26 protein-coding genes are annotated in these 24,571 nt (G+C 46.7%); 10 read left to right on the top strand and 16 right to left on the bottom strand.

Annotated elements, in window-relative coordinates; all coding sequences use genetic code 11:
- Positions 1-207: 207 nt before the first annotated feature.
- Both R3289_RS08730 and R3289_RS08735 read left to right on the top strand, forming a co-directional pair.
- Entirely contained in the window at positions 208-549 is a 342-nt protein-coding gene (locus R3289_RS08730) for a DUF2956 domain-containing protein (protein WP_318925138.1), read from the top strand.
- Positions 550-601: 52 nt separating this feature from the next.
- The gene (locus R3289_RS08735) at positions 602-1,060 is read left to right on the top strand and encodes a DUF1499 domain-containing protein (RefSeq protein WP_318925139.1); all 459 of its coding nucleotides are present in this window, start codon (positions 602-604) and stop codon (positions 1,058-1,060) included.
- Positions 1,061-1,159: 99 nt separating this feature from the next.
- On the opposite strand, the gene R3289_RS08740 is transcribed toward R3289_RS08735, so the two are convergent.
- The 6 genes from R3289_RS08740 to napF all read right to left on the bottom strand — a co-directional run bounded on the left by R3289_RS08740 (position 1,160) and on the right by napF (position 5,761).
- Positions 1,160-1,294, bottom strand: a complete 135-nt coding sequence (locus tag R3289_RS08740; protein WP_318925140.1) for a TIGR02808 family protein — start codon at positions 1,292-1,294, stop codon at positions 1,160-1,162.
- A 21-nt stretch (positions 1,295-1,315) separates the two neighbouring features.
- Entirely contained in the window at positions 1,316-1,888 is a 573-nt protein-coding gene (locus R3289_RS08745) for a NapC/NirT family cytochrome c (protein WP_318925141.1), read from the bottom strand.
- 30 nt (positions 1,889-1,918) lie between these two features.
- A complete protein-coding gene (locus R3289_RS08750; protein WP_318925142.1) occupies positions 1,919-2,398 on the bottom strand; it encodes a nitrate reductase cytochrome c-type subunit in 480 nt (159 codons plus the stop codon).
- 106 nt (positions 2,399-2,504) lie between these two features.
- Entirely contained in the window at positions 2,505-4,991 is a 2,487-nt protein-coding gene (gene napA, locus R3289_RS08755; RefSeq protein WP_318925143.1) for a periplasmic nitrate reductase subunit alpha, read from the bottom strand.
- Complete coding sequence (locus R3289_RS08760) at positions 4,988-5,260, bottom strand: chaperone NapD (protein ID WP_318925144.1); 273 nt, start codon at positions 5,258-5,260, stop codon at positions 4,988-4,990. Before R3289_RS08760 ends, napA begins: the two co-directional genes overlap by 4 nt.
- A gap of 3 nt (positions 5,261-5,263) precedes the next feature.
- Positions 5,264-5,761, bottom strand: coding sequence for a ferredoxin-type protein NapF (gene napF / locus R3289_RS08765; protein ID WP_318925145.1), 498 nt, complete (start codon positions 5,759-5,761; stop codon positions 5,264-5,266).
- A 286-nt stretch (positions 5,762-6,047) separates the two neighbouring features.
- On the opposite strand from napF, the gene narQ reads away from it, so the two are divergent.
- From narQ to R3289_RS08780, 3 genes are read left to right on the top strand one after another with little or no spacing between them, the layout of a single operon-like run.
- Complete coding sequence (gene narQ / locus R3289_RS08770; protein ID WP_318925146.1) at positions 6,048-7,739, top strand: nitrate/nitrite two-component system sensor histidine kinase NarQ; 1,692 nt, start codon at positions 6,048-6,050, stop codon at positions 7,737-7,739.
- Between the two features lie 10 nt (positions 7,740-7,749).
- Complete coding sequence (locus R3289_RS08775) at positions 7,750-8,376, top strand: response regulator (RefSeq protein WP_318925147.1); 627 nt, start codon at positions 7,750-7,752, stop codon at positions 8,374-8,376.
- Positions 8,376-8,714, top strand: a complete 339-nt coding sequence (locus tag R3289_RS08780) for a DUF4156 domain-containing protein (protein ID WP_318925148.1) — start codon at positions 8,376-8,378, stop codon at positions 8,712-8,714. Before R3289_RS08775 ends, R3289_RS08780 begins: the two co-directional genes overlap by 1 nt.
- A 73-nt stretch (positions 8,715-8,787) precedes the next feature.
- Here the strand turns inward: R3289_RS08780 and R3289_RS08785 are convergent, their stop codons facing one another.
- A complete protein-coding gene (locus R3289_RS08785; RefSeq protein WP_107281808.1) occupies positions 8,788-9,069 on the bottom strand; it encodes a winged helix-turn-helix domain-containing protein in 282 nt (93 codons plus the stop codon).
- A gap of 576 nt (positions 9,070-9,645) precedes the next feature.
- On the opposite strand from R3289_RS08785, the gene R3289_RS08790 reads away from it, so the two are divergent.
- The 4 genes from R3289_RS08790 to R3289_RS08805 are packed head-to-tail and all read left to right on the top strand — an operon-like array spanning position 9,646 to position 12,034.
- Positions 9,646-10,014: an ArsC family reductase gene (locus R3289_RS08790; protein WP_318925149.1), complete on the top strand. Its 369-nt coding sequence runs from the start codon at positions 9,646-9,648 to the stop codon at positions 10,012-10,014.
- A gap of 11 nt (positions 10,015-10,025) precedes the next feature.
- Positions 10,026-11,159, top strand: a complete 1,134-nt coding sequence (dapE, locus tag R3289_RS08795) for a succinyl-diaminopimelate desuccinylase (protein ID WP_318925150.1) — start codon at positions 10,026-10,028, stop codon at positions 11,157-11,159.
- On the top strand, positions 11,156-11,851 hold the full coding sequence (locus R3289_RS08800; RefSeq protein WP_318925151.1) for a M15 family metallopeptidase: 696 nt from the start codon (positions 11,156-11,158) through the stop codon (positions 11,849-11,851). Before dapE ends, R3289_RS08800 begins: the two co-directional genes overlap by 4 nt.
- Positions 11,852-12,034 carry a DUF2897 family protein gene (locus R3289_RS08805; protein WP_107281811.1) on the top strand — a complete coding sequence of 61 codons (183 nt, stop codon included), beginning with the start codon at positions 11,852-11,854 and terminating at the stop codon, positions 12,032-12,034.
- Positions 12,035-12,125: 91 nt separating this feature from the next.
- Here R3289_RS08805 and R3289_RS08810 read toward each other — a convergent pair whose 3' ends face one another.
- From R3289_RS08810 to R3289_RS08835, 6 genes are all read right to left on the bottom strand, one after another.
- Positions 12,126-13,367, bottom strand: coding sequence for a glutamate-5-semialdehyde dehydrogenase (locus R3289_RS08810; protein ID WP_413466690.1), 1,242 nt, complete (start codon positions 13,365-13,367; stop codon positions 12,126-12,128).
- A 56-nt stretch (positions 13,368-13,423) separates the two neighbouring features.
- Complete coding sequence (proB, locus tag R3289_RS08815) at positions 13,424-14,623, bottom strand: glutamate 5-kinase (protein ID WP_318925153.1); 1,200 nt, start codon at positions 14,621-14,623, stop codon at positions 13,424-13,426.
- Between the two features lie 131 nt (positions 14,624-14,754).
- Positions 14,755-15,159: a sigma factor-binding protein Crl gene (gene crl / locus R3289_RS08820; protein ID WP_318925154.1), complete on the bottom strand. Its 405-nt coding sequence runs from the start codon at positions 15,157-15,159 to the stop codon at positions 14,755-14,757.
- Between the two features lie 200 nt (positions 15,160-15,359).
- Positions 15,360-16,619, bottom strand: a complete 1,260-nt coding sequence (gene frsA, locus R3289_RS08825) for an esterase FrsA (protein WP_318925155.1) — start codon at positions 16,617-16,619, stop codon at positions 15,360-15,362.
- Positions 16,620-17,034: 415 nt separating this feature from the next.
- Positions 17,035-17,493, bottom strand: coding sequence for a xanthine phosphoribosyltransferase (gpt, locus tag R3289_RS08830; RefSeq protein ID WP_318925156.1), 459 nt, complete (start codon positions 17,491-17,493; stop codon positions 17,035-17,037).
- A 54-nt stretch (positions 17,494-17,547) separates the two neighbouring features.
- Complete coding sequence (locus R3289_RS08835) at positions 17,548-18,837, bottom strand: NCS2 family permease (RefSeq protein WP_318925157.1); 1,290 nt, start codon at positions 18,835-18,837, stop codon at positions 17,548-17,550.
- A 1,303-nt stretch (positions 18,838-20,140) separates the two neighbouring features.
- Between R3289_RS08835 and R3289_RS08840 the strand changes: the two genes are divergently transcribed.
- The gene (locus R3289_RS08840) at positions 20,141-21,601 is read left to right on the top strand and encodes an aminoacyl-histidine dipeptidase (RefSeq protein ID WP_318925158.1); all 1,461 of its coding nucleotides are present in this window, start codon (positions 20,141-20,143) and stop codon (positions 21,599-21,601) included.
- A 223-nt stretch (positions 21,602-21,824) separates the two neighbouring features.
- Here the strand turns inward: R3289_RS08840 and dinB are convergent, their stop codons facing one another.
- The 3 genes from dinB to R3289_RS08855 all read right to left on the bottom strand — a co-directional run bounded on the left by dinB (position 21,825) and on the right by R3289_RS08855 (position 24,427).
- Complete coding sequence (gene dinB, locus R3289_RS08845; protein ID WP_318925253.1) at positions 21,825-22,913, bottom strand: DNA polymerase IV; 1,089 nt, start codon at positions 22,911-22,913, stop codon at positions 21,825-21,827.
- A gap of 260 nt (positions 22,914-23,173) precedes the next feature.
- On the bottom strand, positions 23,174-23,395 hold the full coding sequence (nqrM, locus tag R3289_RS08850; RefSeq protein WP_318925159.1) for a (Na+)-NQR maturation NqrM: 222 nt from the start codon (positions 23,393-23,395) through the stop codon (positions 23,174-23,176).
- 9 nt (positions 23,396-23,404) lie between these two features.
- Complete coding sequence (locus tag R3289_RS08855; protein ID WP_318925160.1) at positions 23,405-24,427, bottom strand: FAD:protein FMN transferase; 1,023 nt, start codon at positions 24,425-24,427, stop codon at positions 23,405-23,407.
- Between the last annotated feature and the right edge of the window lie 144 nt (positions 24,428-24,571).

Here is a 24,571-nt window from a genome sequence, read left to right on the forward strand (position 1 = left end):
AAATGTTATAAAAAACAACCATATCTGACAAACATCAACGACTTAAACACTTGCCAGCAGTAGGCGAACCGAGAAAATTTTATTCATTAGTTGAAATATTCCTACACATCTCACCATTATACTCTCTGGAACAGACTCCCCCCCAAGTTAGGGACAAGGTATAATCACAAAAGCACCTCTATGATCAGACCATTGAGCGGAGTTAAAATGACCACCCAGAAAAACCCCAATCCCCCCTCACCAGAAACGCAAGCTGAAGCACTACGCATTGCGAAAGCGACGCAAAAGCCAGGCCAGACCAAAGATCAGACTAAACTGGTTGCGGTCGGCATTCAAAAAGGCATCGAACTCTATAAGAAACAGCAAAAAGTCAAAGCGCGTGAACGTGACAAGCTGCGTAAGAAACACGTCAGTAACCAACAGGAGCAGCCAAAAGAAGAGGCTCCAGCGACTCCTGAACACGTTGTCATTCACAAACAACATTGGTTGCCATGGGTGCTACTCGTGGCATCATGGGTAGGGTTTGCCGTTTTTCTAATGCAATCGTGACACAACCATAAATCTACTCGTATCAGATCACACAAAAAACAGGATGGCAAAAATGAAGCTTCAATTAATAAAGCCACTATTTCTGCTAGCAAGCACCGGAATTTTGTTCGGTTGTTCGAATGCCGACACTGATAATGTGTCATTTCCTGACAGATCAATGCAGCCATGCCGAGAGAGGCCAAATTGTGTCTCAACCGCTGATAAAAGGGAGGAATATCATTTAGCGGACTTTGTTCTGAGCGAAGCTGGCCTCAACAACTGGAAGCGTATTACTGAGCTGGCTCTTTCACTGCCTGGCGCCAGCTTAGGTTCTCAGAGCGAGGCGTATATTCGGGTAGAGTGCAGAAGTAGCCTGTTTAAGTTTGTTGATGATTTTGAAGTACGCCGACAAGACAAGCAGCTGATGGTACGTTCAGAATCGCGAGTGGGTTATTCCGATTTTGGCGTTAATCGAAAACGAGCAGAACTGTTCCGCAGTATGCTCTCTGAAGCCGGTTATATAGAACCTTAATATATAAACAAATTGTACGCAGAAAAAAGCCACGTCTCTCAGACATGGCTTTTTATTTCTTTTTTACACGGTAGTCACTAATGACAGCCAGGGGGGGCATCAGATATTTTTATCTTTACCCAACGCCAGTACGCCTACCGATATTGCAGCGACAACAGCAAACCCCGTTAAAATGATAACAGGCATTGCGGCATAACCTAGCGTGTGCCAAATAATCGACTCTAATGTGCTCATCGTCTTCTCACCTTGTTGTTATTACCAGCCTTCAACACCTTTCATATCAGGTAATTTATGTGCAATACCTTTATGGCAATCCACACATGTTTTCTCACCCGATGCCAATGCCGTTGAGTGCTGTTTAACACTACGTGGACCTTGTTCTGAAAAGTCCATGTATTCAAAGTTATGGCAATTACGACATTCCTGCGAATCATTTTCTTTCATCCGATGCCACTCACGGTTAGCAAGGTATGCACGGCGCTCTTTGAATTTTTCTTCTGTACCGATAGTCCCCATCGCGAAAGCCACCAGCTCTTTTGATGCCTGTACTTTACGAACGATCTTATCTGTCCAGTTATGCGGTACGTGACAGTCAGAGCAAATCGCACGCACACCCGAACGGTTCGAGAAGTGAACCGTCTCACGGATCTCTTTCACAATCGGCGCATGACAGCCTGAGCAAAACTCTTCCGTATTGGTTGCTTCCATTCCGGTGTTAAACGCCCCCCAGAATAACAAGCCGCCCATAAATCCCATAAACAAGACGACACCAACGGCCACTTTACTTGGCGATGTCAGTCTTCTCCAAAATGCCTTTAAAATGTTCATATATAGCCTCTCTTTTTATTGTGGCTATAATTAGCGCAGAGCATCAACACGTTGGAAACTGTTCTCAACCAATGGCTTTGCATCAGCCTGAGGAACGTGACACTGCTGACAGAAATAGCGACGTGGTGAAACATCTGACAATACCTGACCTTCACGGGTCTGGTAGTGGGTTACACTGATTTTCGTAGCGCCCATTTCTTTCGCATTTTTCCAACTGTGGCAAGCCAGACATTTATTCGCATTTAATGACACTTCGTAGTTACGAATGGTGTGTGGGATCAGCGGTGGCTGATAGACATAATCGCTATCAATCGTACCCTGATCTCGTGGGTAACGTTTAAATGCATCAGCCGGGCGGGTGGTTTCCAGCTCACTGACACCGCGTAATGATTCTACGCCACCAATCCCCCCCGGATTGGTAACAGCTTGGTTGTTAAGCTCATCTGCACTCTGCACGGTACCGGTCAATAACATACCAACAGCCATGACCGCTAAAACTAGTCGTTTCATTGTATTCTCCGCCTTTGGGCTAAATTCGTCTTAAGAACGTTAGCTATCCCGCCCTGGCCCAGTCGCTCACTGAGTGTGAACTCGATAGCTAACGTCATACGATTAATTAAACTTTAGTGATCTTGATTGGGCACTTCTTGAAGTCTGTCTGCTTAGACAGCGGATCAGTGGCATCCAAAATCAGTTTGTTAACCAAGATGCGAGCATCAAAGAATGGTACGAAGACCAAACCGACAGGAGGGCGGTTACGGCCTCGCGTTTCAACTCGGCAACGAACTTCACCTCGACGAGATTCCAATAACACTTCATCACCACGGCGCAGGCCACGGACTTGGGCATCATCAGGGTGGATATAACAAACCGCATCAGGCACGGCTTTGTACAACTCTGGAACACGGCGGGTCATGGTACCGGTATGCCAGTGTTCTAATACACGGCCAGTACATAGCCACATGTCATAATCTTTATCTGGCATTTCAGGTGCTGGCTCATACGGTGCAAAAATGATATTAGCTTTACCGTCTGGCTTACCATAGAAATGAAAACCTGAGCCTTCCGGAACATATGGATCTGAACCTTCAGCAAAACGCCATAGCGTTTCTTTGCCATCAACAACCGGCCAGCGCAGGCCACGCACTTTATGGTACGTATCATAGGGTGCTAAATCATGACCATGACCACGACCAAATGCTGCATATTCTTCAAACAGGCCTTTTTGCAGATAGAAGCCTTGCGCTTTTGCATCATCGTTAAGCTCTTGCGCTTCAGAGAGCGGATACTTATCTACCTGGCCATTGCGGAACAGTACTTCATACATGCTCTTACCGCGGTATTGCGGCATTTTCGCCAGCAGATCATCCCCCCACACTTCTTCAATCTTGAAGCGTTTAGAGAATTCCATTAGCTGCCACAGATCTGATTTTGCATCACCCTGCGCTTCAACCTGCTGATACCAAGCTTGGGTACGACGCTCGGCATTACCGTAAGCGCCCTCTTTTTCTACCCACATAGCGGTCGGAAGGATCAAGTCTGACGCCTGAGCCGTTACTGTAGGATACGGATCAGAACAAACAATGAAGTTTGCCGGGTTACGGTAACCAGGCAGACGCTCTTCATTGATATTCGGCCCCGCCTGCATATTGTTATTACACATTACCCAGTAAGCGTTTAGCTTACCGTCTTTTAGCATCCGATCCTGGACAACCGCGTGATAACCCGGTTTTGGCGGAATTGTACCTTCAGGCAGTTTCCAGATTTTTTCTGCAATCGCACGGTGCTTGGGATTTGCAACCACCATGTCGGCTGGCAAACGGTGAGAGAACGTACCCACCTCGCGGGCTGTACCACAGGCTGACGGCTGCCCAGTCAACGAGAACGGGCTGTTACCCGGCTGCGAGATCTTACCGGTTAATAGGTGAATATTGTAAACCAGGCTGTTCATCCACACACCACGGGTATGTTGGTTCATCCCCATGGTCCACAGTGACATCACTTTTACTTTCGGATCAGCGTACTGCTTTGCCATTTCCAGCAGCTTTTCTTGGGAAATCCCAGACATTTCAGAGGCTTTTTCTAACGTATACTCTGCAACCGACGCTTTATACTGCTCAAAGCTCATTGGGTGCATTTTGCCGACGTTCGGGTTTTCGGCCTTCTGCTGCAGTGGATGCTCGTCGCGAAGACCGTAACCAATGTCTGTCGTCGCACGCTTGAAGTGAGTATGCTTATCAACAAAATCCCAGTTCACGGCATCATTTTCGATGATGTAGTTAGCAATGAAGTTCGCAATTGCCAGATCGCTCTGCGGTTCGAAAATCATACCGTTATCAGCCAGTTCAAATGAACGGTGATAATAGGTCGACAACACGTTTACTTTGACATGAGGGTTACTTAAACGGCGATCAGTAATACGTGTCCATAGAACCGGGTGCATTTCAGCCATGTTTGAGCCCCAAAGCACAAACGCATCGGCATGTTCGAAATCATCGTAGCAGCCCATCGGCTCATCGATACCAAAGGTACGCATGAAGCCACCAACAGCAGACGCCATACAGTGACGCGCATTCGGGTCGATGTTGTTAGAACGGAAGCCGGCTTTCATCATTTTTGAAGCCGCATACCCTTCCATGACGGTCCACTGACCAGAGCCGAACATACCCACACTTGTCGGGCCTTTCTCTTGCAGTGCAGCTTTCCATTTCTCAGCCATGATATCGAAGGCTTGATCCCAGGAAATAGGGGCAAAGTCGCCGTCTTTATCAAACTTGCCGTTTTTCATCCGCAGCATAGGCGTTTGCAGACGGTCTTTTCCGTACATGATCTTAGAGAGGAAATAACCTTTGATACAGTTCAGGCCTTTGTTGACAGGCGCTTCCGGATCACCCTGAGTGGCAACGACTCGACCATTCTGCGTACCTACCAGTACCGAACAACCTGTACCACAAAAACGACACGGAGCCTTATCCCATTTAATTTTGGTTTGATCAGAACTCACAATTAAGTTAGTTGCTGACGCTGGCAAGGTAATACCAGCAACAGCTGCCGCTGATGCAGCCGCGTTTGCCTTAACAAACGCACGTCTTGTCATTTTCATGAATCATCCTCAGATTGCGGATCAAAGTGTTCAATTTGGTGGTACACTAAAAAAGTGATTAAAACATGGTCTAGGTTGTTAATTTTATCTATAGTATCAGTCACATACCCTTGATTCGCCGTTTCCAGAACGACAATGAGCTTTCCTTCTTCGCTCTCACCATGAATCTCCGTATCAGGAAAATCAAGTATCTGATTTTTAACGACTTCTAAATATTCTGGTTTTACATGTACAACCAGGCTAGAGATATGAACTTCCTGTTGCGCCATAAACTATTTCTCTTCTGCTTCGTTAATCACCATGGCGATTGCTGATGTCGGACAAACCGATAGACAGGCACCACACCCCGTGCAATCTTCTGCATTCAGATCCGGCAGAGCAACTCCGCCAGCTTGCGGCCTGAAATGTATTGCTTGTACTCCGCACATATCACCGCAACTACGGCATTCAATCTTGTTATATGCCAGACAACGCTGATTAATCTGAGCTTTCAGCTCCCAGGGGGTATCTGTTTGTGGATGAAACAATGACTCTGGACAAGCCTCTGCGCAGCGGTAGCAAAAAGTACATTCACCATCACCGTGGTTAAAGTCGATAGTTGGAAATCCCCCGTCACCTTTTACAATAACCTGGGGTTCACACGCACTGATGCATTTATTGCAGCGGGTGCAGCTCTCAGTGAAAAACGCTTCATCAATAACCCATGGCAAACGCTGCAATTCAGGATTGCGACGACGCTTAAACATATTACGGCGTGAACGATCGAACATGTGTTAACACCTTTGGTAAAATAATGTAACAATGAGCATTTTACTGACAGCAGCCAATACGCTAAGACGGAATCAAACTTGTCACAACTCTTCATCTTTTTATATGAGTAGTTTAAATCCAGTAATAATTGCTTAAATACCCCGTAAGGGTTAAATAGAGGTGAAATTGTTTTAGATCAATAAAGTGGGATGATATAACTTCCACTATTCGACTATGGGCAACAAACCCCAGTTTCGCTTTAATATATCGAACACCATTTAATCTATTGTTATATAAGGAATCTAAGTGCAAAACAGGCCCCTTAAGTCAGTGACTACAACCATAGCCCGGGCCATGCTGGCTATCTTGTTATTGTCAGTGGCGACCACCAGCTTTGCACTGCTTACGCTTGCTTCCAGTTTGAATGACGCTGAAGCAATCAATGTTTCCGGTTCGCTGCGTATGCAGAGCTATCGCTTAGCCTACGATATTCAAACCGAGTCACCTCAATTGTCAGATCACTTGGATCACTTCGAAAAATCGCTATTTTCACCGTCAATGGCCGCACTGGAACACTGGACCGTGCCTACCGACATTAAAACGCACTATTACGGCTTAATTGGTCGCTGGGAAAATCTTCATCTACAGCTCGAGACCTCCGATCGCCAGCAGTACTTAGAGAATGTCGCCAGCTTTGTCGATCGCATTGATGGCTTTGTCTTTGAGCTGCAGGAATTCTCTGTCATTAAACTGCAGGTGTTGTCGGTAATCGGTGGTATTGGGTTAAGTCTGATCTTACTCGTTGCCTTATTCACGATTCATTTCACCCAGCGAAAAATCGTTTCCCCTCTGAATCAATTAGTCACAGCCAGTGAACATGTCCAAAATGGCCTTTTCGATGTTAGCCTAGATATAAAAAGTGATAATGAGTTAGGCTTACTGGCCGATAATTTTTATAAGATGTCTTCTGAACTCGGAAAATTATATCGGGGGTTAGAGAAGAACGTGAATGAGAAAACACGTCGCCTGCGTCACGCCAATGAATCACTCCAGGTACTCTATAACTGCTCACAAGAACTGTCAGTCAGCCGGTTAACCCCGCAAAATTTCTCTGCCATGCTAGACACCCTGGTGGCGGTGGAAGGATTAACGGCAGCTAAACTGATTATAGAAGAAAACAGTGGCGGGCGGTCTGAGCTAACCGCCGGAATTGAATCTACCCAACCATGGCATTTTCAGGATTTAGCCATCGACGGGCAAGTGCTTGGCCAGCTATGGTGGCAATATACCTTGCCCTGCCCGGACCAAACGTTGATCGATAATATATCGCGCATATTAGCCCGAGGGATCTATTACAACCGGGCCCAAAAGCAGAGCGAGCAATTGCTCTTAATGGAAGAGCGGGCCACCATCGCACGCGAGCTACATGACTCCTTGGCACAATCATTATCTTATCTGAAAATCCAGATGACCTTGCTAAAACGTCAATTAGCCAGTAATGACACCGATAATGCTAATCAGATTCTGGCCGATATTGATAGCGGGTTGTCAGGCGCGTATACCCAATTAAGAGAATTGCTGAGCACCTTTCGCCTCACGATCAAAGAAGCCAACTTTGGTGAAGCCTTGGTAGAGATGCTTAATCCACTGGAAGAGCAGACAGATGCGCTGCTGATCATTGATAACCACTTGTCATCGCTCAGCCTCGATGCCCACCATCAGGTACATCTACTGCAAGTGATCCGTGAAGCGGTACTCAATGCGATAAAACATGCCCATGCTGACGAAATCATCGTCTCTTGTGAGCAAAGAGGTGATCATGTAGATATAAAAATTCGTGATGATGGGTTAGGTTTCGATCCTAACAGAAAAAAACTAAACCATTATGGTTTAGCCATTATGACCGAGCGAGCATCACGCCTACATGGTGATCTTCAAATAAATACAGTGCCGGGCGCAGGCTGTGAAGTGAGCCTCACCTTTTCACTTCAGATTTAAGGACATTAATATGACGTCTTGGAAAATAATGATTGTAGATGATCACCCGTTAATCCGACGTGGGATCGGCCAGCTATTAAGTTTTGAACCCGATTTTGAACTGATTGGCGAAGCCAGCAATGGTGCTGATGCCATAGCACTGGCGAATGAGAAAAACCCCGACCTGATCCTGCTCGATTTAAATATGAAGGGAATGTCGGGCTTAGATACCCTCAATGCGCTGCGGGCTGAAGGGAGCAGCGCCAGCATTGTTATTCTGACCGTCTCTGATAGCCGTTCCGATATCAAAGCGTTGGTTGCTGCAGGGGCTGATGGCTACTTGCTAAAAGATACCGAACCCGATGAACTCATCAGCCAGCTAAGGCAAGCGTTATGTGGCGCCAAGGTCTACAACGATCTAGTTCGGGATTACTTAGAAGATACCAGCGAACAAGATTCTCTGCTAAACACGCTTACAGACAGGGAAATGCAGATTTTACAAGAAGTTGCCAAAGGCTATCGAAATAAACAAATTGCCGATGCATTATTTATTTCAGAAGCGACCGTAAAAGTACACATGAAGAGCCTGCTAAAAAAACTACAGGTCAAATCACGTACCGCGGCAACTGTTCTTTATCTGGAAGCACAAGGGCAATAATGAAAAAGAATCTGATGATAGTACTGGTATCTTTGTTCTTATTCGGTTGTGAAACAACACGGCTGAACAACGAAAGCAGAGATATACAAGTTGTGTGGAATAATAGCGGAAAAATCAACCAATGTACCCACAAAGAAACCATCACAAGTTCTGAGGGGCACTGGTATACATTTTTGTTTATCGGCAATCAGGAGTTAACTGAGGGGGCACTTAACGCACTGAAAAATCGTGCCAGTGCACTTGGGGCCAATACCATCGATTTGTACGCGCCACGAACATTTAGTACATCCGTTACCATGATGGGTAATGCTTATGTCTGCCCACCACCGCTTAATTAACGTCCCATTCATCGTCCCCCTTCAGAAATGGAAAAACCGCAACAAGTGCGGTTTTCATTTATACCGAAAGGTATTAGCTCGCCAGTGAAGTGATCAGATCACCCTCCCGATCTTCAACCCATTGCAGGTCGAAAGGCCCCCAGTCACTTAACTGGTAATAACCATCATTGTGTCGCTTACCATCCTGAATAAAGGTGAGCTCTATCCCTAAACCAGGTAACGCTTTTAATACATCCTGAATGGTACGACGTGGCCATCCCGTCTGTTCAATCAGCCTTGGGACGTTTGGCCTTTCGATATGCTCGACAAGTAATGCCAGATAAAGACGACGAGCAAAAACCGGATTCAGTTCCATTGAGACCTCCATAATACTAATTTGAGTAATCATCGGGCCTGTTACGGATTGACAGCCGAGCTTTATTCCCTCATAGCCGATCTATATATTCAGCATGCCCTAGGTATCTACTCACCGCCACAGCCAAAATGACAACGGATCGAGCAACGACATACAGATGACTATTCAAATTGGTATAAAAGAGGCTTCATTATTCAGAGTAATAAAAATGAAATGTTGAGTTTGATCAAGATGGGAGACGGTTTAGCCACCAATACAGAACAGAAAGCGATTCAGATCTCATTTTTGTGATCTTGCATGTAGGCTCACCACCTCCCTTTCAGCCTCCACACCTCCATAAAGAGTCAGTAATTCTGAGCAAAGCTCACGAATCCAGCATTCCGGTGCATTGTGATCGCCTTACGTATCCATTAAGGTTGCCTATATATTCATCATCACCCGAGCACTTTATCTTTGTAGTGGCACTGTACTATGTTAAAGCCATGTAATGCCAATTGATATAAACCCCATTGCTAAGCCTGTGTAATCTCGCTATAAAGGAGAGCTAATTTGATAAAAAAGTCAGTCAGCTCAACTATGAATACAATTGCCTACGGTATTAAAAACTGCGACACCATCAAAAAAATGAAAAAGTGGCTGGATGCAGAGAACCAGGATTACACCTTTCACGACTACCGCGTTGACGGTCTAGATCAAGCCATGCTGGAGCAGTTTGAATCAGAATTGGGCTGGGAAGCAATGGTCAACAAACGCGGTACCACTTACCGTCAGCTTACTGACGACCAAAAGGCAAGCCTCGATAAAGAAACGGCTATGACGCTAATGCTGGAATACCCGGCAATGATCAAGCGCCCACTGCTCGTCCATAACGGTAGCTACTACCTGGGCTTTAAGCCCGCCCAGTACCAAACAATTTTTCAACCGTCACTTTCTACTCAGAAATAAAGGATACAAGGATGTCAGACAGCCCGGTAATTGCACTGGCAAAAGATCTTATCAGCCGCAACTCCGTTACCCCGGAAGATGCAGGCTGTCAGGACGTGATGATTGCCCGTCTTGAAAAACTCGGCTTCACAATTGAAACCATGGTCTTTGAAGATACCACTAACTTGTGGGCTCGCCGTGGAACGAAAGCCCCCCTGTTTGTTTTTGCCGGCCATACCGATGTGGTTCCAGCCGGATCATTAGAGCAATGGCATACCCCACCGTTCGAACCGACGATCATCGATGGTTATCTGCACGGTCGGGGAGCCGCCGATATGAAAGGCTCATTAGCCTGCATAATCGTCGCCGTTGAACGTTTTCTGGCAGAAAATCCCGACCATCCAGGTTCCGTGGCACTGCTGATCACCTCAGATGAAGAAGGGCCCTTTATCAACGGGACAACCCGTGTAATTGATACCCTGGAAGCACGTAATGAAAAAATCGATATGTGTATTGTCGGTGAGCCATCCAGTACTCATGCGGTCGGCGATGTCGTCAAGAATGGTCGCCGGGGGTCGCTCACCGGTGATTTGACCATAAAAGGCATTCAAGGCCATGTCGCCTACCCGCACTTAGCTGAAAATCCCGTTCATGAAGCGCTGGCGGCATTGGCTGAACTGGCGGGGACGACTTGGGATAACGGTAATGCCTACTTCCCCCCTACCAGCTTCCAAATCGCCAACCTTACCGCAGGAACAGGTGCCTCGAACGTTATTCCGGGAGAGTTTCATGTTCAGTTTAATTTTCGCTTCAGTACCGAGCTGACGGATACCGACATTCAGCGCCGTGTTCATTCGATGCTCGATGCCCACGGTTTAAACTATGAACTAAAATGGACACTGAACGGTTACCCGTTCTTAACCGATGAAGGTACATTGGTTGAAGCCGTGGTCGCCGCCGTTGAAGACGTGAATCATACCAAGCCAGAACTGTTAACCACAGGCGGTACCTCTGATGGTCGGTTTATTGCCCGAACCGGCGCGCAGGTTGTCGAGCTTGGCCCGGTCAACGCCACGATCCACAAAGTCAATGAATGTGTCAAAATTGCGGATCTTGAGAAGCTGACTGATATGTATCAGAAAGTGTTAGAAAAAGCACTGCGATGATCACCTCTACTTCTGCTCGGCAGCTTACTGCCGAGCAACTCACAGGCAGAAACAGCGGCCACTTAGTGGGTCATCAAAACTTCCAGTTGCATCACCTGATGCAACCGGCTTTCGCTGCGCTGCAGCAAGCCGCCCAACAGGCTGGGTTTGATATGCAGCTGGCCAGTGCATTCCGCCCTTTTGAACGCCAGCTATTAATCTGGAACAACAAGTTCAACGGTATCAGGCCATTGCTTGATAGCCAATGCCAGCCATTAGATACCAGCAAGCTCTGTGAACTGGACAAAATTATTGCCATCATGCGTTGGTCAGCCTTGCCGGGCGCCAGCCGCCATCACTGGGGCACAGATGTCGATGTCTATGCACAGAACTGTTTGCCCGTCGATACGCAATTACAATTAGAGCCATGGGAATACGCATCAGGGGGTCATCAGGCAGAATTTTATCAATGGCTTAAACACCATATGGCTGAATATGGCTTTTATCTGCCCTATGCAGAGGATCGCGGCGGGGTCGCTATAGAGCCCTGGCATATCAGCCACCATCCGGTAAGCCGGGAGTTGTTGGCACAACTGACACCTGAGCTGCTCTACCGCACACTTAATCACAGCCAAATAGCAGGAAAGTCGCAGATACTGGCAAACCTTGATAACCTCTATACTAGGTTCATTAACAATATCTGTGAGGTCTAGATGGAATGGTTACTAAACCCTTGGGTGATCTCAGCCATCGTTCTCAGCGTCGTGGTCAGTAATATTATGGCCTTAAAATATACCGCGAACATGAAGTTTGGCTACCGTGACAAGGCCAAATACCTCAAAGAGAAGCACGACCGTGAAAAGGCCGAGAAGGAAGAGCAAGATCCGAGTGATTAAATGCGAAGACCTAGAAAGAAACTAGTATCGAGTATCTAGAATCTCGATACTAGATTCTCGACTCTAGATACTCGCTCCTCGCACCTTCAAACTACGGGCGTACGAGGTAATTCGCTTGCCCTACCCACTTGTAGCTGGTCAGCTCTTCTAAACCCATAGGGCCACGGGCGTGCAGCTTCTGGGTTGATACTGCAACTTCAGCCCCTAAGCCAAACTGCGCACCGTCAGTGAAACGCGTTGACGCATTCACATAGACAGCCGCAGAGCCAGCCGCGTTAACAAATTGCTCTGCTGACTGAATATTATTCGTCAGAATCGCATCAGAATGGCTGGCATTGTGCTTACGCATATGAGCAATGGCTTCCTGCACATCGTGGACCACTTTGACGCCAAGGGTATAACTTAGCCATTCCGTGTCAAAATCACCGTCAGCAACACGGCGCAACTCAGCCGCCTTACCTTCAAGTAACTCATAGGCGGCCTCATCGGCGACTAAAGCAACATTACTGCTATTTAAACGCTCGGCCAGGCGAGGCAAGAACGCTTCGGCCACTTGTTCACTCACCAGCAGCGTATCTAATGCGTTACAAGCTGATGGGCGTTGTACCTTGGCATTCTCAACAACGTCCAGTGAACGGGCGAGATCTGCCGAATGATCGACATAAACATGACTAATACCGAAGCCACCAATAATGACAGGTATCGTACTGTTTTCCTTGCACATCTTGTGCAAGCCAGCACCGCCTCGCGGGATGATCATGTCGACATACTGATCCAGTTTGAGCAATTGTGACACCAGCTCACGGTCCGGTTTGTCAATATACTGTACCGATGCCGCAGGTAAGCCCGCCTTCTCCAGCGCTAGCTGGATCACTTTGACCAGTTCCATATTCGAATGGAACGTTTCGCGGCCACCACGCAAAATGCTGGCATTACCGGTTTTCAGACACAGTGCTGCAATATCGATCGTTACATTCGGACGTGCTTCATAGATAACACCCACCACCCCCAATGGCACACGACGGCGACTCAGGCGCATCCCGTTTTCCAGTACACGGCTATCTAATTCAGCGCCAACCGGATCACTTAAGCCGATCACATTGCGAACATCGCTTGCAATACCGCTCAGCCTGGCTTCATTGAGTAACAGGCGATCAATGAGTGCGTCTGTCATTCCGGTTTCACGCGCCGCTGCGATATCTTTGGCATTGGCAGCCAGAATTACATCTTTATTCGCTTCCAGCTCATCAGCAATAATCGCTAACGCCTGATTCTTTTGTGCTGTGGCTGCAGTAGCCAATTCGAAAGCCGCTTGCTGCGCAGCTTTACCCATATGTTCAAGATTCACAATTCTTCCTCTATTAACCAGAATGTTTCAATGGTTCAGGTTTAGATCACAACAAGATCATCACGATGAATGGCAACAGGGCCATACTCGTAGCCTAAAACCGAGTGGATATCCTGGCTGTGTTTTCCGGCAATCTTAGCCATATCCAGACTTGAATAGCGACAGATACCACGGGCGAGCAAGACGCCGCGAGTATCAAAGATACGGGCCACTTCACCACGCTCAAAAAGCCCATTGACTTGCGTGATACCTTTAGACAATAAGCTACTACCACGCTGTTGCACAGCGATCGCCGCACCAGGATCAATAATAATATCCCCCGCAGGCGGAGGACCCGCTAATATCCAGCGTTTACGGCTTTCCAGAGGGGACTCAAGAGGCAGGAAACGTGTCCCCACAGAATCGCCATTGGCGATATCTGAAATAACATCGGGGCGACTGCCTGCGGCGATAATCACTTCAATACCGGCCCGGCGTGCCACATCGGCAGCCTGCAGCTTCGTTGCCATGCCGCCAGTACCTAAGCCGCCAACACTACCACCGGCTAACTTACGTAACGTTTCGTCAATCGTATGGACCTCACGAATTAACTCCGCCTCTGGATTATGCCGAGGATCGGCAGTAAACAGGCCAGGTTGATCGGTCAACAACAGCAATTTATCTGCTCCGCCTAAAATACCGACCAAGGCCGATAAATTATCGTTATCGCCGACTTTAATTTCTGTTGTGGCAACCGCATCATTTTCATTGACGACCGGGATGATTCCGTTGTCTAGCAAGGCATTAATCATATCGCGGGCGTTAAGGTAACGCTCACGATCATCTAAATCTGCACGGGTTAGCAGCATTTGGCCTACATGCAGGTTATAGATACCAAACAAGCTCTCCCATTCCTGGATTAGGCGGCTCTGGCCAACCGCCGCAAGCAACTGCTTACTGGCCATCGTTTTCGGCAATTCAGGATAGGCCAAATGTTCTCGGCCTGCTGCAATCGCACCAGATGTCACAATTATGATTTTATGACCCTGACGACGCAAATAGGCACATTGACGAACTAACTCGACCATGTGAGCGCGATCTAGTTTCAGCGTTCCGCCCGTCAGCACACTGGTGCCGAGTTTAACGACAATAGTCTGCTTGACTGTATGGCTTTGCTTTAGGGATTGGGCCTGCCTCTCAACTCGAGAGTGTTCGCCCGCGAAATTCTGCTCTGTAGCATTCAAGTGATTAGTATCTACCATTGGGATTAAACAAATAGAGTGATAAATATTGATCTAATTGTTGTATCAATCCCATAGCCAGATCACAAGAAAAATGCTGCATTAGAAGGCAGAATTCATAAAAAATAGGCCAGACAGCCCTGATCTTGCAATTATGCCATCGAACCTAACGCCGCTTCTTTCAGATCATCCGCCGCAGTCACTTCCAGTCCACACTCTTCCTGTAATAAATTTGTCAGCTTGGAATAGAAGTCGCCAATAGTCTGGACAACCGCCTCTGCATGTTTGGCTGGCACTTTATCCTGGTTCCAGTTACCTTCACTGTCATAGCGACCAAAGTAATAGCGGTATTCAAACCCTGAGTCGGTCGCCGTCAGCACCAGCCACCATCCCCAGAATTCACGCTCTTCGGGTGATTTTTTCGCACTGATGCAACTGGCCAGACAATCGAAGAAAAACTCCCCTTCTTTTGAATGCTGTTGCCGCAGATAAGGCCCCAAGGCAGTCAATTTAGTCATTAAACGGCCATGAGGCGGAAAAACAGTGTTCGTCGTCATTAGCGTATCCCCATCCATAGTTATACCGAACAACAGTCATTCAGAAAAAACAGCCAGAAGCAAAAAAAGCAGTTACCACACACAACCGCTCAATCACGGACTTAAAGGCATATTCCAATTCGGCAGTGATACCATTTAAGCCACAAAGCCCTTTGCATAGCAACATTTTATTTACATCACATGCTCTTTCCGCCACCAGATTAAGTAAGCTTCTCCTTCAGCCAGTCAACAACGGTTGTCATCGCGCGATGATAGCCGTCATGCAGCGGCGTGTCGGGTAAGATTATCGCCTTTCCGCCCCGGCTCGACGTCGCAATCAATTGATTATCCATTTCGGCGCAAACCGGATCGTTATTCAGGCTAATACCCAACATCGGTATATCCACTTTTCGTCGACCAAGCAACCCTTGTTGTTTCAGTGACCAGGCTGATAAGTGTGAGGTCAGGCTGGCTTTTGACACTCCGTTTTTCCCCATTCTCGATGCAATGACATCCAAGGTCATCCGTGGTATCGCCTCCAACATTTTCGGCTGTGATAATATCCCATGAATCATCCCGCCTAAACTGACACAGGTTTTCAGTCTGCTAGGCTCCAGAAAGCCTAGACGAATCGCGGCATTACCACCAAAACGCAAGCCCAGCATGGCAACATTATGGTGATCAACCCAGGGCACATCGCGGATCTGCTGTAGTAAAGCCTGATGTAGCCGACTGGTATCTTCGGTTAATGGCCAATGGGAACTGTGACCGACCGAGGGCATATCCAGGGTGACCATCGCAAACCCTGCCGGCCCTAGATAATCCCTATATAGTCGCCACAGATCCGATTGCAAGGTATCTAAACCACCGCTGACAATCACGGTTGGCAACAACTTGTCGGTGCGAGGCAAATGAATATACGCCTGGAATGTCTTACCTTCATATTTTACATCGATGGTTTTCATCTGATGGGGCATTAATGCCATCGCTTCCCGGTAAGTTTGACTGGCCTTCACTTCAGCCTGTGCCGCCAGCGTATCCCCTTTTATGTGCGGATAAGCAGCAACACTGTAATACATACTAGCACTCAATAAAGTATGGGCCGCTTGCTCTTTTTTACCGGCATCGGCTAATGTGCGCGCATTTTTGAGGTAGCTCGCCCCCGATTGCGCCCACTCATAAATCCAGTTTCCCGGTTTATAACCAATCACAGTGTCAAGAAGCTCATCATTGGTTCTGGCTGCATCGGAGTTGGCCATTCTGGCAAAAATAGCTTCCATCTCGATGGGATCAATACCTTGCCATGCCCATTGAGGACGACGTAAAACGCGGTACCACCCATTTTCACTATCGCCATCAATATCGTTATGAACAGCAGCAGCACTAATATGGGCTAACTTCACCAGACTCGACGTTTCTTTTGAGGTTTGGCGAGGAGCAAAGAGCTTTTCAGATAAATTCGTTTTTGAAGGGTCAGACACAGTTGGCTCCAGTGATCAAAGTCCTATTTCCTGCACCATTAACCGGACCAATGGTAAATAAGGCCAGTGATAGCCAGCTCTGCAATAATTCGATCTATACAAAACAGATCTACAAAATACTGGTCTACAAAACACTGATCTATAAAAGCCAAGCCACAGCCTAAGGAGAATACTGACGGCTAATGTCAGGAATACCATACAGCCTATAGTATACCCAAACCACCTCAAGATGCAGGGGTCAGTGTCAATTCATTCGCTTTTAGTCAAGGCTGCCATTTCAGTGAATAGTGATTCTATTTATCTTTTCCGCTCAACAAAGATAACCAATCTCAGGACGGAATAATTGATACAAAAAAAGAGGCGTCATCTCTGACGCCTCTTTTTAAATGACTTATCGACAAGGTCGACCGTGATATTACTGCTTGGAAACTGGATCGACGTAAGTCACGGCCATGTCCCATGGCTGCTCAATCCAAGTATCTTGAGGAATATCAACAACGTAATCATCAACCAGATGTTTACCTTCCGGTTTCGCACAAACTGTGACAAATTTCGCTTTAGGGTACATAGCACGGATCATTTCAGCAGTACCGCCAGTATCGACCAGATCGTCAACCACTAAGAAGCCTTCACCATCTCCCTCAGCTTTTTTAACCACCTTCATTTCACGTTGGTGGTCGTGGTCATAGCTTGAAATACACACTGTATCAACGTGACGAATGTTAAGCTCACGGGCAAGGATCGCAGAAGGAACCAAACCGCCACGGCTAACTGCAATAATACCTTTCCACTGATCAGCCGGCAGTAATTTTTCTGCTAACTGACGCGTGTACATTTGCATGTTATCCCATGTGATAACGAACTTATTACTCATATCCGATGAACCTCTGTGTTAGCGAAATCAATCGCCGATAGTATTTATAAACTGCTATAAGAAAATAATTTTAGCAAGAAACAGGGCTGCAATAACCCATACGCTGATATTAACATCTCTTCCCTTGCCACTCATCACCTTAACGGCAGCATAAGTGATAAAGCCAAGACCGATACCCTCAGCGATAGAGTATGTTAATGGCATTAGCAAACAGACAACAACAACCGGGGCCGCTTCAGTCAAATCACGCCAGTCTATACTCACCAGACCTGACATCATCAGAATCGCCACGTAAAACAGTGCTCCTGCCGTTGCATAGGCGGGCACCATACCTGCCAGCGGTGCAAAGAATAGTGCTAAGAAGAATAATACACCAACGGTAACGGCTGTCAGACCGGTACGCCCGCCAACAGCAACACCTGCCACACTTTCAACAAATGATGTCGTGTTTGAGGTACCGAGTATCGCCCCCACAGACGTCGCCGTACTATCTGCAAGCAGTGCACGGTTCAAGCGCGGTAGCTTACCATCTTTATCGATCAGATCGGCTTTTGTTGCCACGCCCACCAGTGTTCCGGCAGTATCAAACAGATCAACAAATAAGAAAGCAAACACCACTGAAATCAGCCCAACCTCAAGTGCACCGCTGAAATCCATCTGCATGAATGTGGGTGCCAGGCTTGGTGGCATAGACATAACACCACCGTAAGTGATATCGCCAAACAGGATACCAAGCACAGTCACGGCAAGTATCGCAATCAGTACCGCGGCTTTATAACCGCGATGAACTAACCCAATCGTCAGGAAAAAGCCCAATGCCGCCATCATAGCAGGAAAACTTGTCAGATCTCCAATATGCACCAACGTTGCAGGGTGACCAACGACAATGCCCGAGCTTTGCAACGCAATGAAAGCTAAGAACAAACCAATACCTGCTGAGATACCGGTACGTAAAGCCATTGGAATCGCATTGATGATCCACTCTCGTACTTTCAGGAGGCTTAAAAGAATGAAACAAAGACCAGACAAGAACACCGCGGCCAAAGCCACTTGCCATGTATGTCCCATCCCGAACACTACGCCATAAGTAAAGAACGCATTCAGCCCCATCCCCGGAGCCTGGGCAACTGGGTAATTTGCGACAAAGCCCATAATGAAACAGCCGACCATCGCAGCCAGACAGGTTGCAACAAACACCGCCCCCTGATCCATCCCCGTGCTTGCCAGCATAGTTGGATTAACAAAAATGATATAAGCCATTGTCAGGAAGGTCGTCAGACCGGCTAACATTTCGGTCTGAACATCCGTTCCATGCTCTTTCAGTTTGAATAGTTTCTCAAGCATTGCTCTCGATTCCTTGGAGATAATACGCGCAGTTCAAAAATAAGGATTTAAAATAGAGAACGTTTGCGTCGCTCTATTTTTGGGGTGCGATTATATGCTGCTCAGCAAGCAATTTCCAGAAAATAACTCAATCATCAATAAAACAATGAGGGAAACGAACAAAAACCCAACCACAAACCCGACAGCAATAAATATAAGCAATTAAAATCAAATAGTTACAGTTAATTTGTGGTGTTCACTTTTTCACCACCATACAATCTCAACCTTGAAGCAAACGTTAATATGAGTGACATGATTGTTAAATTCAGTCGTTACAGGCATATGTAATCGAATACATAGAGAATCCAATGTATTTCTCTAAATCTGCAGATAAAGAGATCGTCACTCCTATACACATTTCGTTTCAAAGGGGTTGTCATTCCAGCACACACTTCGCTCGAGCTTAATTCCCGGAGGAAGTTCTGAATTTCGTATCTTGAGATGGTTTGGGGATATGAGTACAGATAAAAAAACGCCACCTCAGGTAGAGGTGGCGGCAGAATGTGGCAAATAACCAGATCCGATTATTTCAATATTCTAAATTTTGGGGGGTGAACAATACTGTTCGGCAAAGCAGTGTCAGCAAACACTACTTCACAAAAATTAATAGCCGAAAGAGCTCGGGTAAGTGAAGTTACCTGTATAAACAGAGCGGTTATTCCAGTAGTTTGCAATAGAATCAAATGCTTTCATTTTTATCACCTTAATCATAAGTCATTATAAAGACCATCTTTGGTCTCACTTAATCTCGGTTCCATGGAGGCGATATATCGGGCTCGTCCTGAGCAGTTCAGTGTATTTTCTCTTCCTCACCTGAGGAGTGTGTAAACTATACTCAATGCGTAATTAGATTACAACCATTTATTTTAACTCCGTCACACTTTTCAACTTTAAGTGATGCAGATCTCACTAATTTGTAATTTTATTACATTAATTGTAGTGTGGCGTATTGCTTGTAAAAATTACAATTTGACGTTCCAAACCATTTGCCTTTACACCGCATAAACATAATCTGGCTCGACTGGCGGGGCTAGCTATTATGTGTGCAGCGAGTTAAGCAGATCAAAGCAACCTGCCAGTGTCGGCCTGAAAGCGGGCAGTCTTAATTCTCATCTTTCACATTTTAATATTTAACTGTCACCCCCGTTTTCACAGTGGTATGCTGAGCCAGTTCCGATAGATATTTCTGCTATCATTTTGGCCAATCAGGCATTGATAATCCTGATTAATCGCCCTAGCCCAAGATTGTATAAGGGAGACTGCTGTGTCTGAAATCAGTCAACTGTCACCACAACCCGTGTGGCAATTCTTCGATCAAATCTGTGCCATTCCTCACCCGTCAAAGCATGAAGAACAACTTGCTCAGCACATCATCAAATTCGCTGAAAGTGAAGGTTTGGCGGTACGACGCGATGATGTTGGCAATGTCTTTATTAAAAAGCCAGCAACACCGGGAATGGAAGACCGCAAAGGCGTTGTTCTGCAAGCACACATCGATATGGTGCCACAGAAAAACGAAGATACCGATCACGACTTCGAAATAGATCCAATTCAGCCGTTCATTGATGGTGAGTGGGTAACCGCCAAAGGCACCACTCTTGGTGCCGATAACGGTATGGGCATGGCAACCTGTCTTGCAGTACTTGCGGCAAAAGACATTGAACACGGACCGCTGGAAGTCTTGCTGACCATTGATGAAGAAGCGGGCATGACTGGCGCATTCGGCCTGAAAGAAGGCTGGTTAGACGGCGATATCCTGCTGAACACTGACTCTGAGCAAGAAGGTGAAGTGTACATGGGTTGTGCCGGCGGTGTTGATGGCGCTATCACGCTTGATACCCGACGTGAAGCGATGCCTGCTGACTACCAAGCGGTGAAGCTGGTTATTAAAGGCCTTAAAGGTGGCCATTCTGGCTGTGACATCCACACTGGCCGCGCTAATGCGAACAAACTGCTTGGCCGTTTCCTTTTCTCACACGCTGAAGAATTAGGCCTGCGTATTGCTGAGCTAAGCGGTGGCAGCCTGCGTAACGCGATTCCTCGTGAAGCAAATACTATCGTTGCCCTGCCCGCAGAGAATGTGGATAAGCTGAATACACTGTTTGCCCACTACCAGGAGATCCTTGTTGCTGAGCTGAGCCGTATCGAAACCGGCATTACTTTATTTACAGAAACAGCCGAGCAACCTGATAACATTATTGTGACTGCCGATCAGAAACGCCTGCTAGCCGTTCTTAATGCTTGCCCTAACGGTGTTATCCGTATGAGTGATGACATTGAAGGGGTGGTTGAAACGTCTCTGAACGTGGGTGTGATCACCACGGAAGCTGATAAGATCACGATTCTGTGTCTGATCCGCTCACTGATGGACTCTGGTCGCAGCAATGTTGAAGGCATGCTAAAAGCTATCACCGAACTTGCCGGTGCGCAGTGTGAGTTCTCTGGCGCTTACCCAGGCTGGAAACCCGATGCTGACTCAGAAGTGATGAAGCTGTTCCGCGAAACCTATAACGATATTTACGGCAGAACACCGAATATCATGGTTATTCACGCCGGGCTGGAATGTGGCCTGTTCAAAGAACCTTATCCGCAAATGGATATGATTTCTTTCGGCCCGACCATCAAGTTCCCACACTCGCCAGACGAGAAGGTGAACATCGAGACGGTTGGTCTGTTCTGGGAACAAATGGTTGCGATTCTGAAGAATATTCCGGTTAAGAAGTAACGCGCGACTGAGTTTCGAGTAAAAAGATACGAGTGACGAGAGGCGGGTTCATAGGGACTCGCCTTTTTTGTATCTGGTTCCTGGTGGTCCTGTGGTCCTCCAGGCAAGTTTTCCTAATCCTGCTTGAACATCAAGCTCTTCGCTTTTCCTCGCCACTTGAACCTAGGAACTCAACACGGTTTCTCCATAGAGCCTCAGGGCCATAGGTCCGCTCTTCCCGCTCTTAAAACCCTTCAAACGATAGCTGTTGCGCTTTGATACCATAATCTAAGCCGACGCCAATACCTATCAATCTGATCTCACGACCTTTTTGCCGAGTAAGCGCTTCTTTTAATAAACCAACAAACTGAGATTTATCTAATGATGGCAGACTATGCTCAACCGTTGTTTGCTGAAAGTCGGCGAACTTCACTTTTATACTTTGCTTGGCAATATTCATCATCGGACGTACTCGCTTCAGGCGATTTTCGAGTTCCGGGTATAACGCTTCCACGACTTGCCAGCATTGTTCGTAATCGCTGATATTACGAGAAAATGTACGCTCTACGCCGACCGATTTACGCTGCCGCTCAACCACCACTTCACGATCATCTATCCCATGCGACCGCGACCATAGCGACTGACCGAATTTGCCAAACTGCTGCAACAATAAATGACGGTCATATGCCTGTACATCCTGCCCGGTATACAAACCTTGCTCATGCAGCTTCTGAATCGTTACTTTGCCAACGCCTGGTATTTTTTCTAACTTCAGGTTAGCAACAAATGGCCCCACTTCATCAGGCGTCACTACATATTGTCCGTTTGGCTTATTGAGATCCGAAGCAATTTTGGCGATAAATTTAACCGGGGCTATACCGGCAGAGGCCGTAAGATGAAGCTCCTCTTCTATCGCTCGCCGGATGTCTTGTGCAATCAGAGTCGCCGAGCCATGAAATAACTCACACGCAGTGACATCAAGGTAGGCTTCGTCGAGCGACAGTGGTTCAATTTTATCGGTATAGCGCTGAAAAATGGCACGGATCTGCTGTGATACTTCTTTATAAACCCCCATACGACCCGGCACCAAGGTTAAATGCGGACACAATTTCATTGCCTGAGCGGTCGGCATCGCAGAGCGTATCCCATATTTACGGGCGAGGTAGTTACAGGTACTAATAACCCCTCGTTGCTCGGAGCGACCGCCTATTGCGATAGGAATATTTTGCAGATCCGGGTTGTCACGCATTTCGACCGCGGCGAAAAAACAGTCCATATCAACGTGGACTATTTTCCGTTGCTCTGGATAGGTATCCGGCACAATTCCTCTCAACAAACAGGCTCTGACAACTGTCTTTATATACAGTAATTATTATATACCCAAACGCCCTCAACATGCGAGAACCAGAAGTAATGCTGATACCCAATCCATGACTTATCAGCTCAGTTATGCGAGAGTTAACATGCTTTTAGCCAAGAAGATAAATTAAAGACATAAAAAAGCCTGAGCATACTCAGGCTATTTGATCAATCGATGCTATCTATTTCGGCACTGTTAGCAGACTAAATAGCAATTCATTAAACGATCATCGACTAAACGATCTGATTTTTCTTCCACTCTGCTTGCTTTGCAGCCCGTGCTTCACGCTTTTTACGTGCATCACAAGGTTCGGGACAATTACATTCCTTCGCAATACCGATGCCGTCCAAACCACCACAACTTCCGCTTACTGATTTACGCTGAAAGATATAACCGACTGCCATCGCGATGATAACCAGCAGAAAGACCGCAAAGGTTGTTAGATATACTGTCATGATAACTCTCTATTTCTTTTGTAGATAAGGAGCAAATGCTTCTGATGCATATTCCTTGTAACCTTGTTCCGTTTTTACCACTAACAGAACAGGTAAATTTTCTGTTTCCGCTAACGCCAGTGCTTTTTCTTCTCCCATTACAGAGAAAGCTGTCGCTAACGCATCTGCCGTCATGCTGGATGGGTGCAATACAGTCACCGATACGACGTGATTGGCAATCGGTTTACACGTTTTGGGATCAATCAGGTGCGAATAGCGAACACCGTCTTCTTCGAAGTAATTACGGTAATCACCCGATGTTGCCACAGCCATATCACCTGGTTCAATAATTTCCTGCACTGCGCGGCTACCGTCATCAGTTGGTTTCTCTACCGCAATACGCCACGGCACACCTTCGAGGTTCACGCCTTTCAAGCGTAATTCACCACCAATTTCAACCAGGTAATCAACAACATTCAGCTCATCAAAATAGTCAGCAACAACATCAACACCAAAACCTTTCGCAATAGACGATAAGTCTACATAGAGCTCTGGGATATCCTTCGTCAGTGTATTTCCATCAACCGACAGGTGATCAATGCCGACAATTTTACGGCGGGCCGCTAATTCTTCATCTGTCGGGATCACTTCGGGACGCGCTTCCGGACCAAAGCTCCACAGATTCACCACCGGGCCAACAGTGACATCTAAGGCCCCGTCAGTAAGCTTAGATAAACGAATCGCTTCTTTCACCACTTTTGCGGTATCTGCAGAGACAGCGAATGGCTCATTCGTAGTCTGCAGGTTAAATTGACTGAGCTCGGAATGCTTACGATAGGTCGACATCTGATCGTTAACTCGCTCTAAACGACGATCAATCTCGGCCTGAATATCCGTCGCACTCGGTAAGCCTTCCTGCTTAATCAACTTAACAGAATAGTAGGTGCCCATTGTCGCACCGCTTAAATGGATCAACTCTCGTTGATCACCACAGCCAGCCAGGGTTATGGTCATAACAAGCAGCATTACTGCTCGGGTAAGGAACGTCTTCATTCAACCACTCCTCAAAAAGTAGAGGGACCCTCTATTACTGGGTCGCTAACAGCTGTCTGTCAATAACCACAATAGAAAGAGTATTATTATAATGCTGGTACGAAAAATGGCTGACCCTATCGGATCAGCCATTTTAATTATGTG

Origin of the sequence: Photobacterium sp. (genome assembly GCF_033720175.1) — a bacterium.
In the GTDB taxonomy this organism is placed as follows: Bacteria; Pseudomonadota; Gammaproteobacteria; order Enterobacterales; family Vibrionaceae; genus Photobacterium.

What these genes read in the sequence shown, in the direction of transcription:
- R3289_RS08745 (WP_318925141.1), bottom strand. Translation starts at nt 1,888, where the DNA reads ATGAACATTTTAAAGGCATTTTGGAGAAGACTGACATCGCCAAGTAAA.
- R3289_RS08740 (WP_318925140.1), bottom strand. Translation starts at nt 1,294, where the DNA reads ATGAGCACATTAGAGTCGATTATTTGGCACACGCTAGGTTATGCCGCA.
- R3289_RS08835 (WP_318925157.1), bottom strand. Translation starts at nt 18,837, where the DNA reads ATGCTTGAGAAACTATTCAAACTGAAAGAGCATGGAACGGATGTTCAG.
- R3289_RS08805 (WP_107281811.1), top strand. Translation starts at nt 11,852, where the DNA reads ATGGAATGGTTACTAAACCCTTGGGTGATCTCAGCCATCGTTCTCAGC.
- napF (WP_318925145.1), bottom strand. Translation starts at nt 5,761, where the DNA reads ATGTTCGATCGTTCACGCCGTAATATGTTTAAGCGTCGTCGCAATCCT.
- R3289_RS08780 (WP_318925148.1), top strand. Translation starts at nt 8,376, where the DNA reads ATGAAAAAGAATCTGATGATAGTACTGGTATCTTTGTTCTTATTCGGT.
- R3289_RS08810 (WP_413466690.1), bottom strand. Translation starts at nt 13,367, where the DNA reads ATGGGTAAAGCTGCGCAGCAAGCGGCTTTCGAATTGGCTACTGCAGCC.
- napA (WP_318925143.1), bottom strand. Translation starts at nt 4,991, where the DNA reads ATGAAAATGACAAGACGTGCGTTTGTTAAGGCAAACGCGGCTGCATCA.
- dapE (WP_318925150.1), top strand. Translation starts at nt 10,026, where the DNA reads ATGTCAGACAGCCCGGTAATTGCACTGGCAAAAGATCTTATCAGCCGC.
- nqrM (WP_318925159.1), bottom strand. Translation starts at nt 23,395, where the DNA reads ATGACAGTATATCTAACAACCTTTGCGGTCTTTCTGCTGGTTATCATC.
- R3289_RS08760 (WP_318925144.1), bottom strand. Translation starts at nt 5,260, where the DNA reads ATGGCGCAACAGGAAGTTCATATCTCTAGCCTGGTTGTACATGTAAAA.
- R3289_RS08750 (WP_318925142.1), bottom strand. Translation starts at nt 2,398, where the DNA reads ATGAAACGACTAGTTTTAGCGGTCATGGCTGTTGGTATGTTATTGACC.
- proB (WP_318925153.1), bottom strand. Translation starts at nt 14,623, where the DNA reads ATGGTAGATACTAATCACTTGAATGCTACAGAGCAGAATTTCGCGGGC.
- R3289_RS08730 (WP_318925138.1), top strand. Translation starts at nt 208, where the DNA reads ATGACCACCCAGAAAAACCCCAATCCCCCCTCACCAGAAACGCAAGCT.
- R3289_RS08800 (WP_318925151.1), top strand. Translation starts at nt 11,156, where the DNA reads ATGATCACCTCTACTTCTGCTCGGCAGCTTACTGCCGAGCAACTCACA.
- gpt (WP_318925156.1), bottom strand. Translation starts at nt 17,493, where the DNA reads ATGAGTAATAAGTTCGTTATCACATGGGATAACATGCAAATGTACACG.
- crl (WP_318925154.1), bottom strand. Translation starts at nt 15,159, where the DNA reads ATGACGACGAACACTGTTTTTCCGCCTCATGGCCGTTTAATGACTAAA.
- R3289_RS08735 (WP_318925139.1), top strand. Translation starts at nt 602, where the DNA reads ATGAAGCTTCAATTAATAAAGCCACTATTTCTGCTAGCAAGCACCGGA.
- R3289_RS08855 (WP_318925160.1), bottom strand. Translation starts at nt 24,427, where the DNA reads ATGAAGACGTTCCTTACCCGAGCAGTAATGCTGCTTGTTATGACCATA.
- R3289_RS08785 (WP_107281808.1), bottom strand. Translation starts at nt 9,069, where the DNA reads ATGGAACTGAATCCGGTTTTTGCTCGTCGTCTTTATCTGGCATTACTT.
- R3289_RS08775 (WP_318925147.1), top strand. Translation starts at nt 7,750, where the DNA reads ATGACGTCTTGGAAAATAATGATTGTAGATGATCACCCGTTAATCCGA.
- R3289_RS08790 (WP_318925149.1), top strand. Translation starts at nt 9,646, where the DNA reads ATGAATACAATTGCCTACGGTATTAAAAACTGCGACACCATCAAAAAA.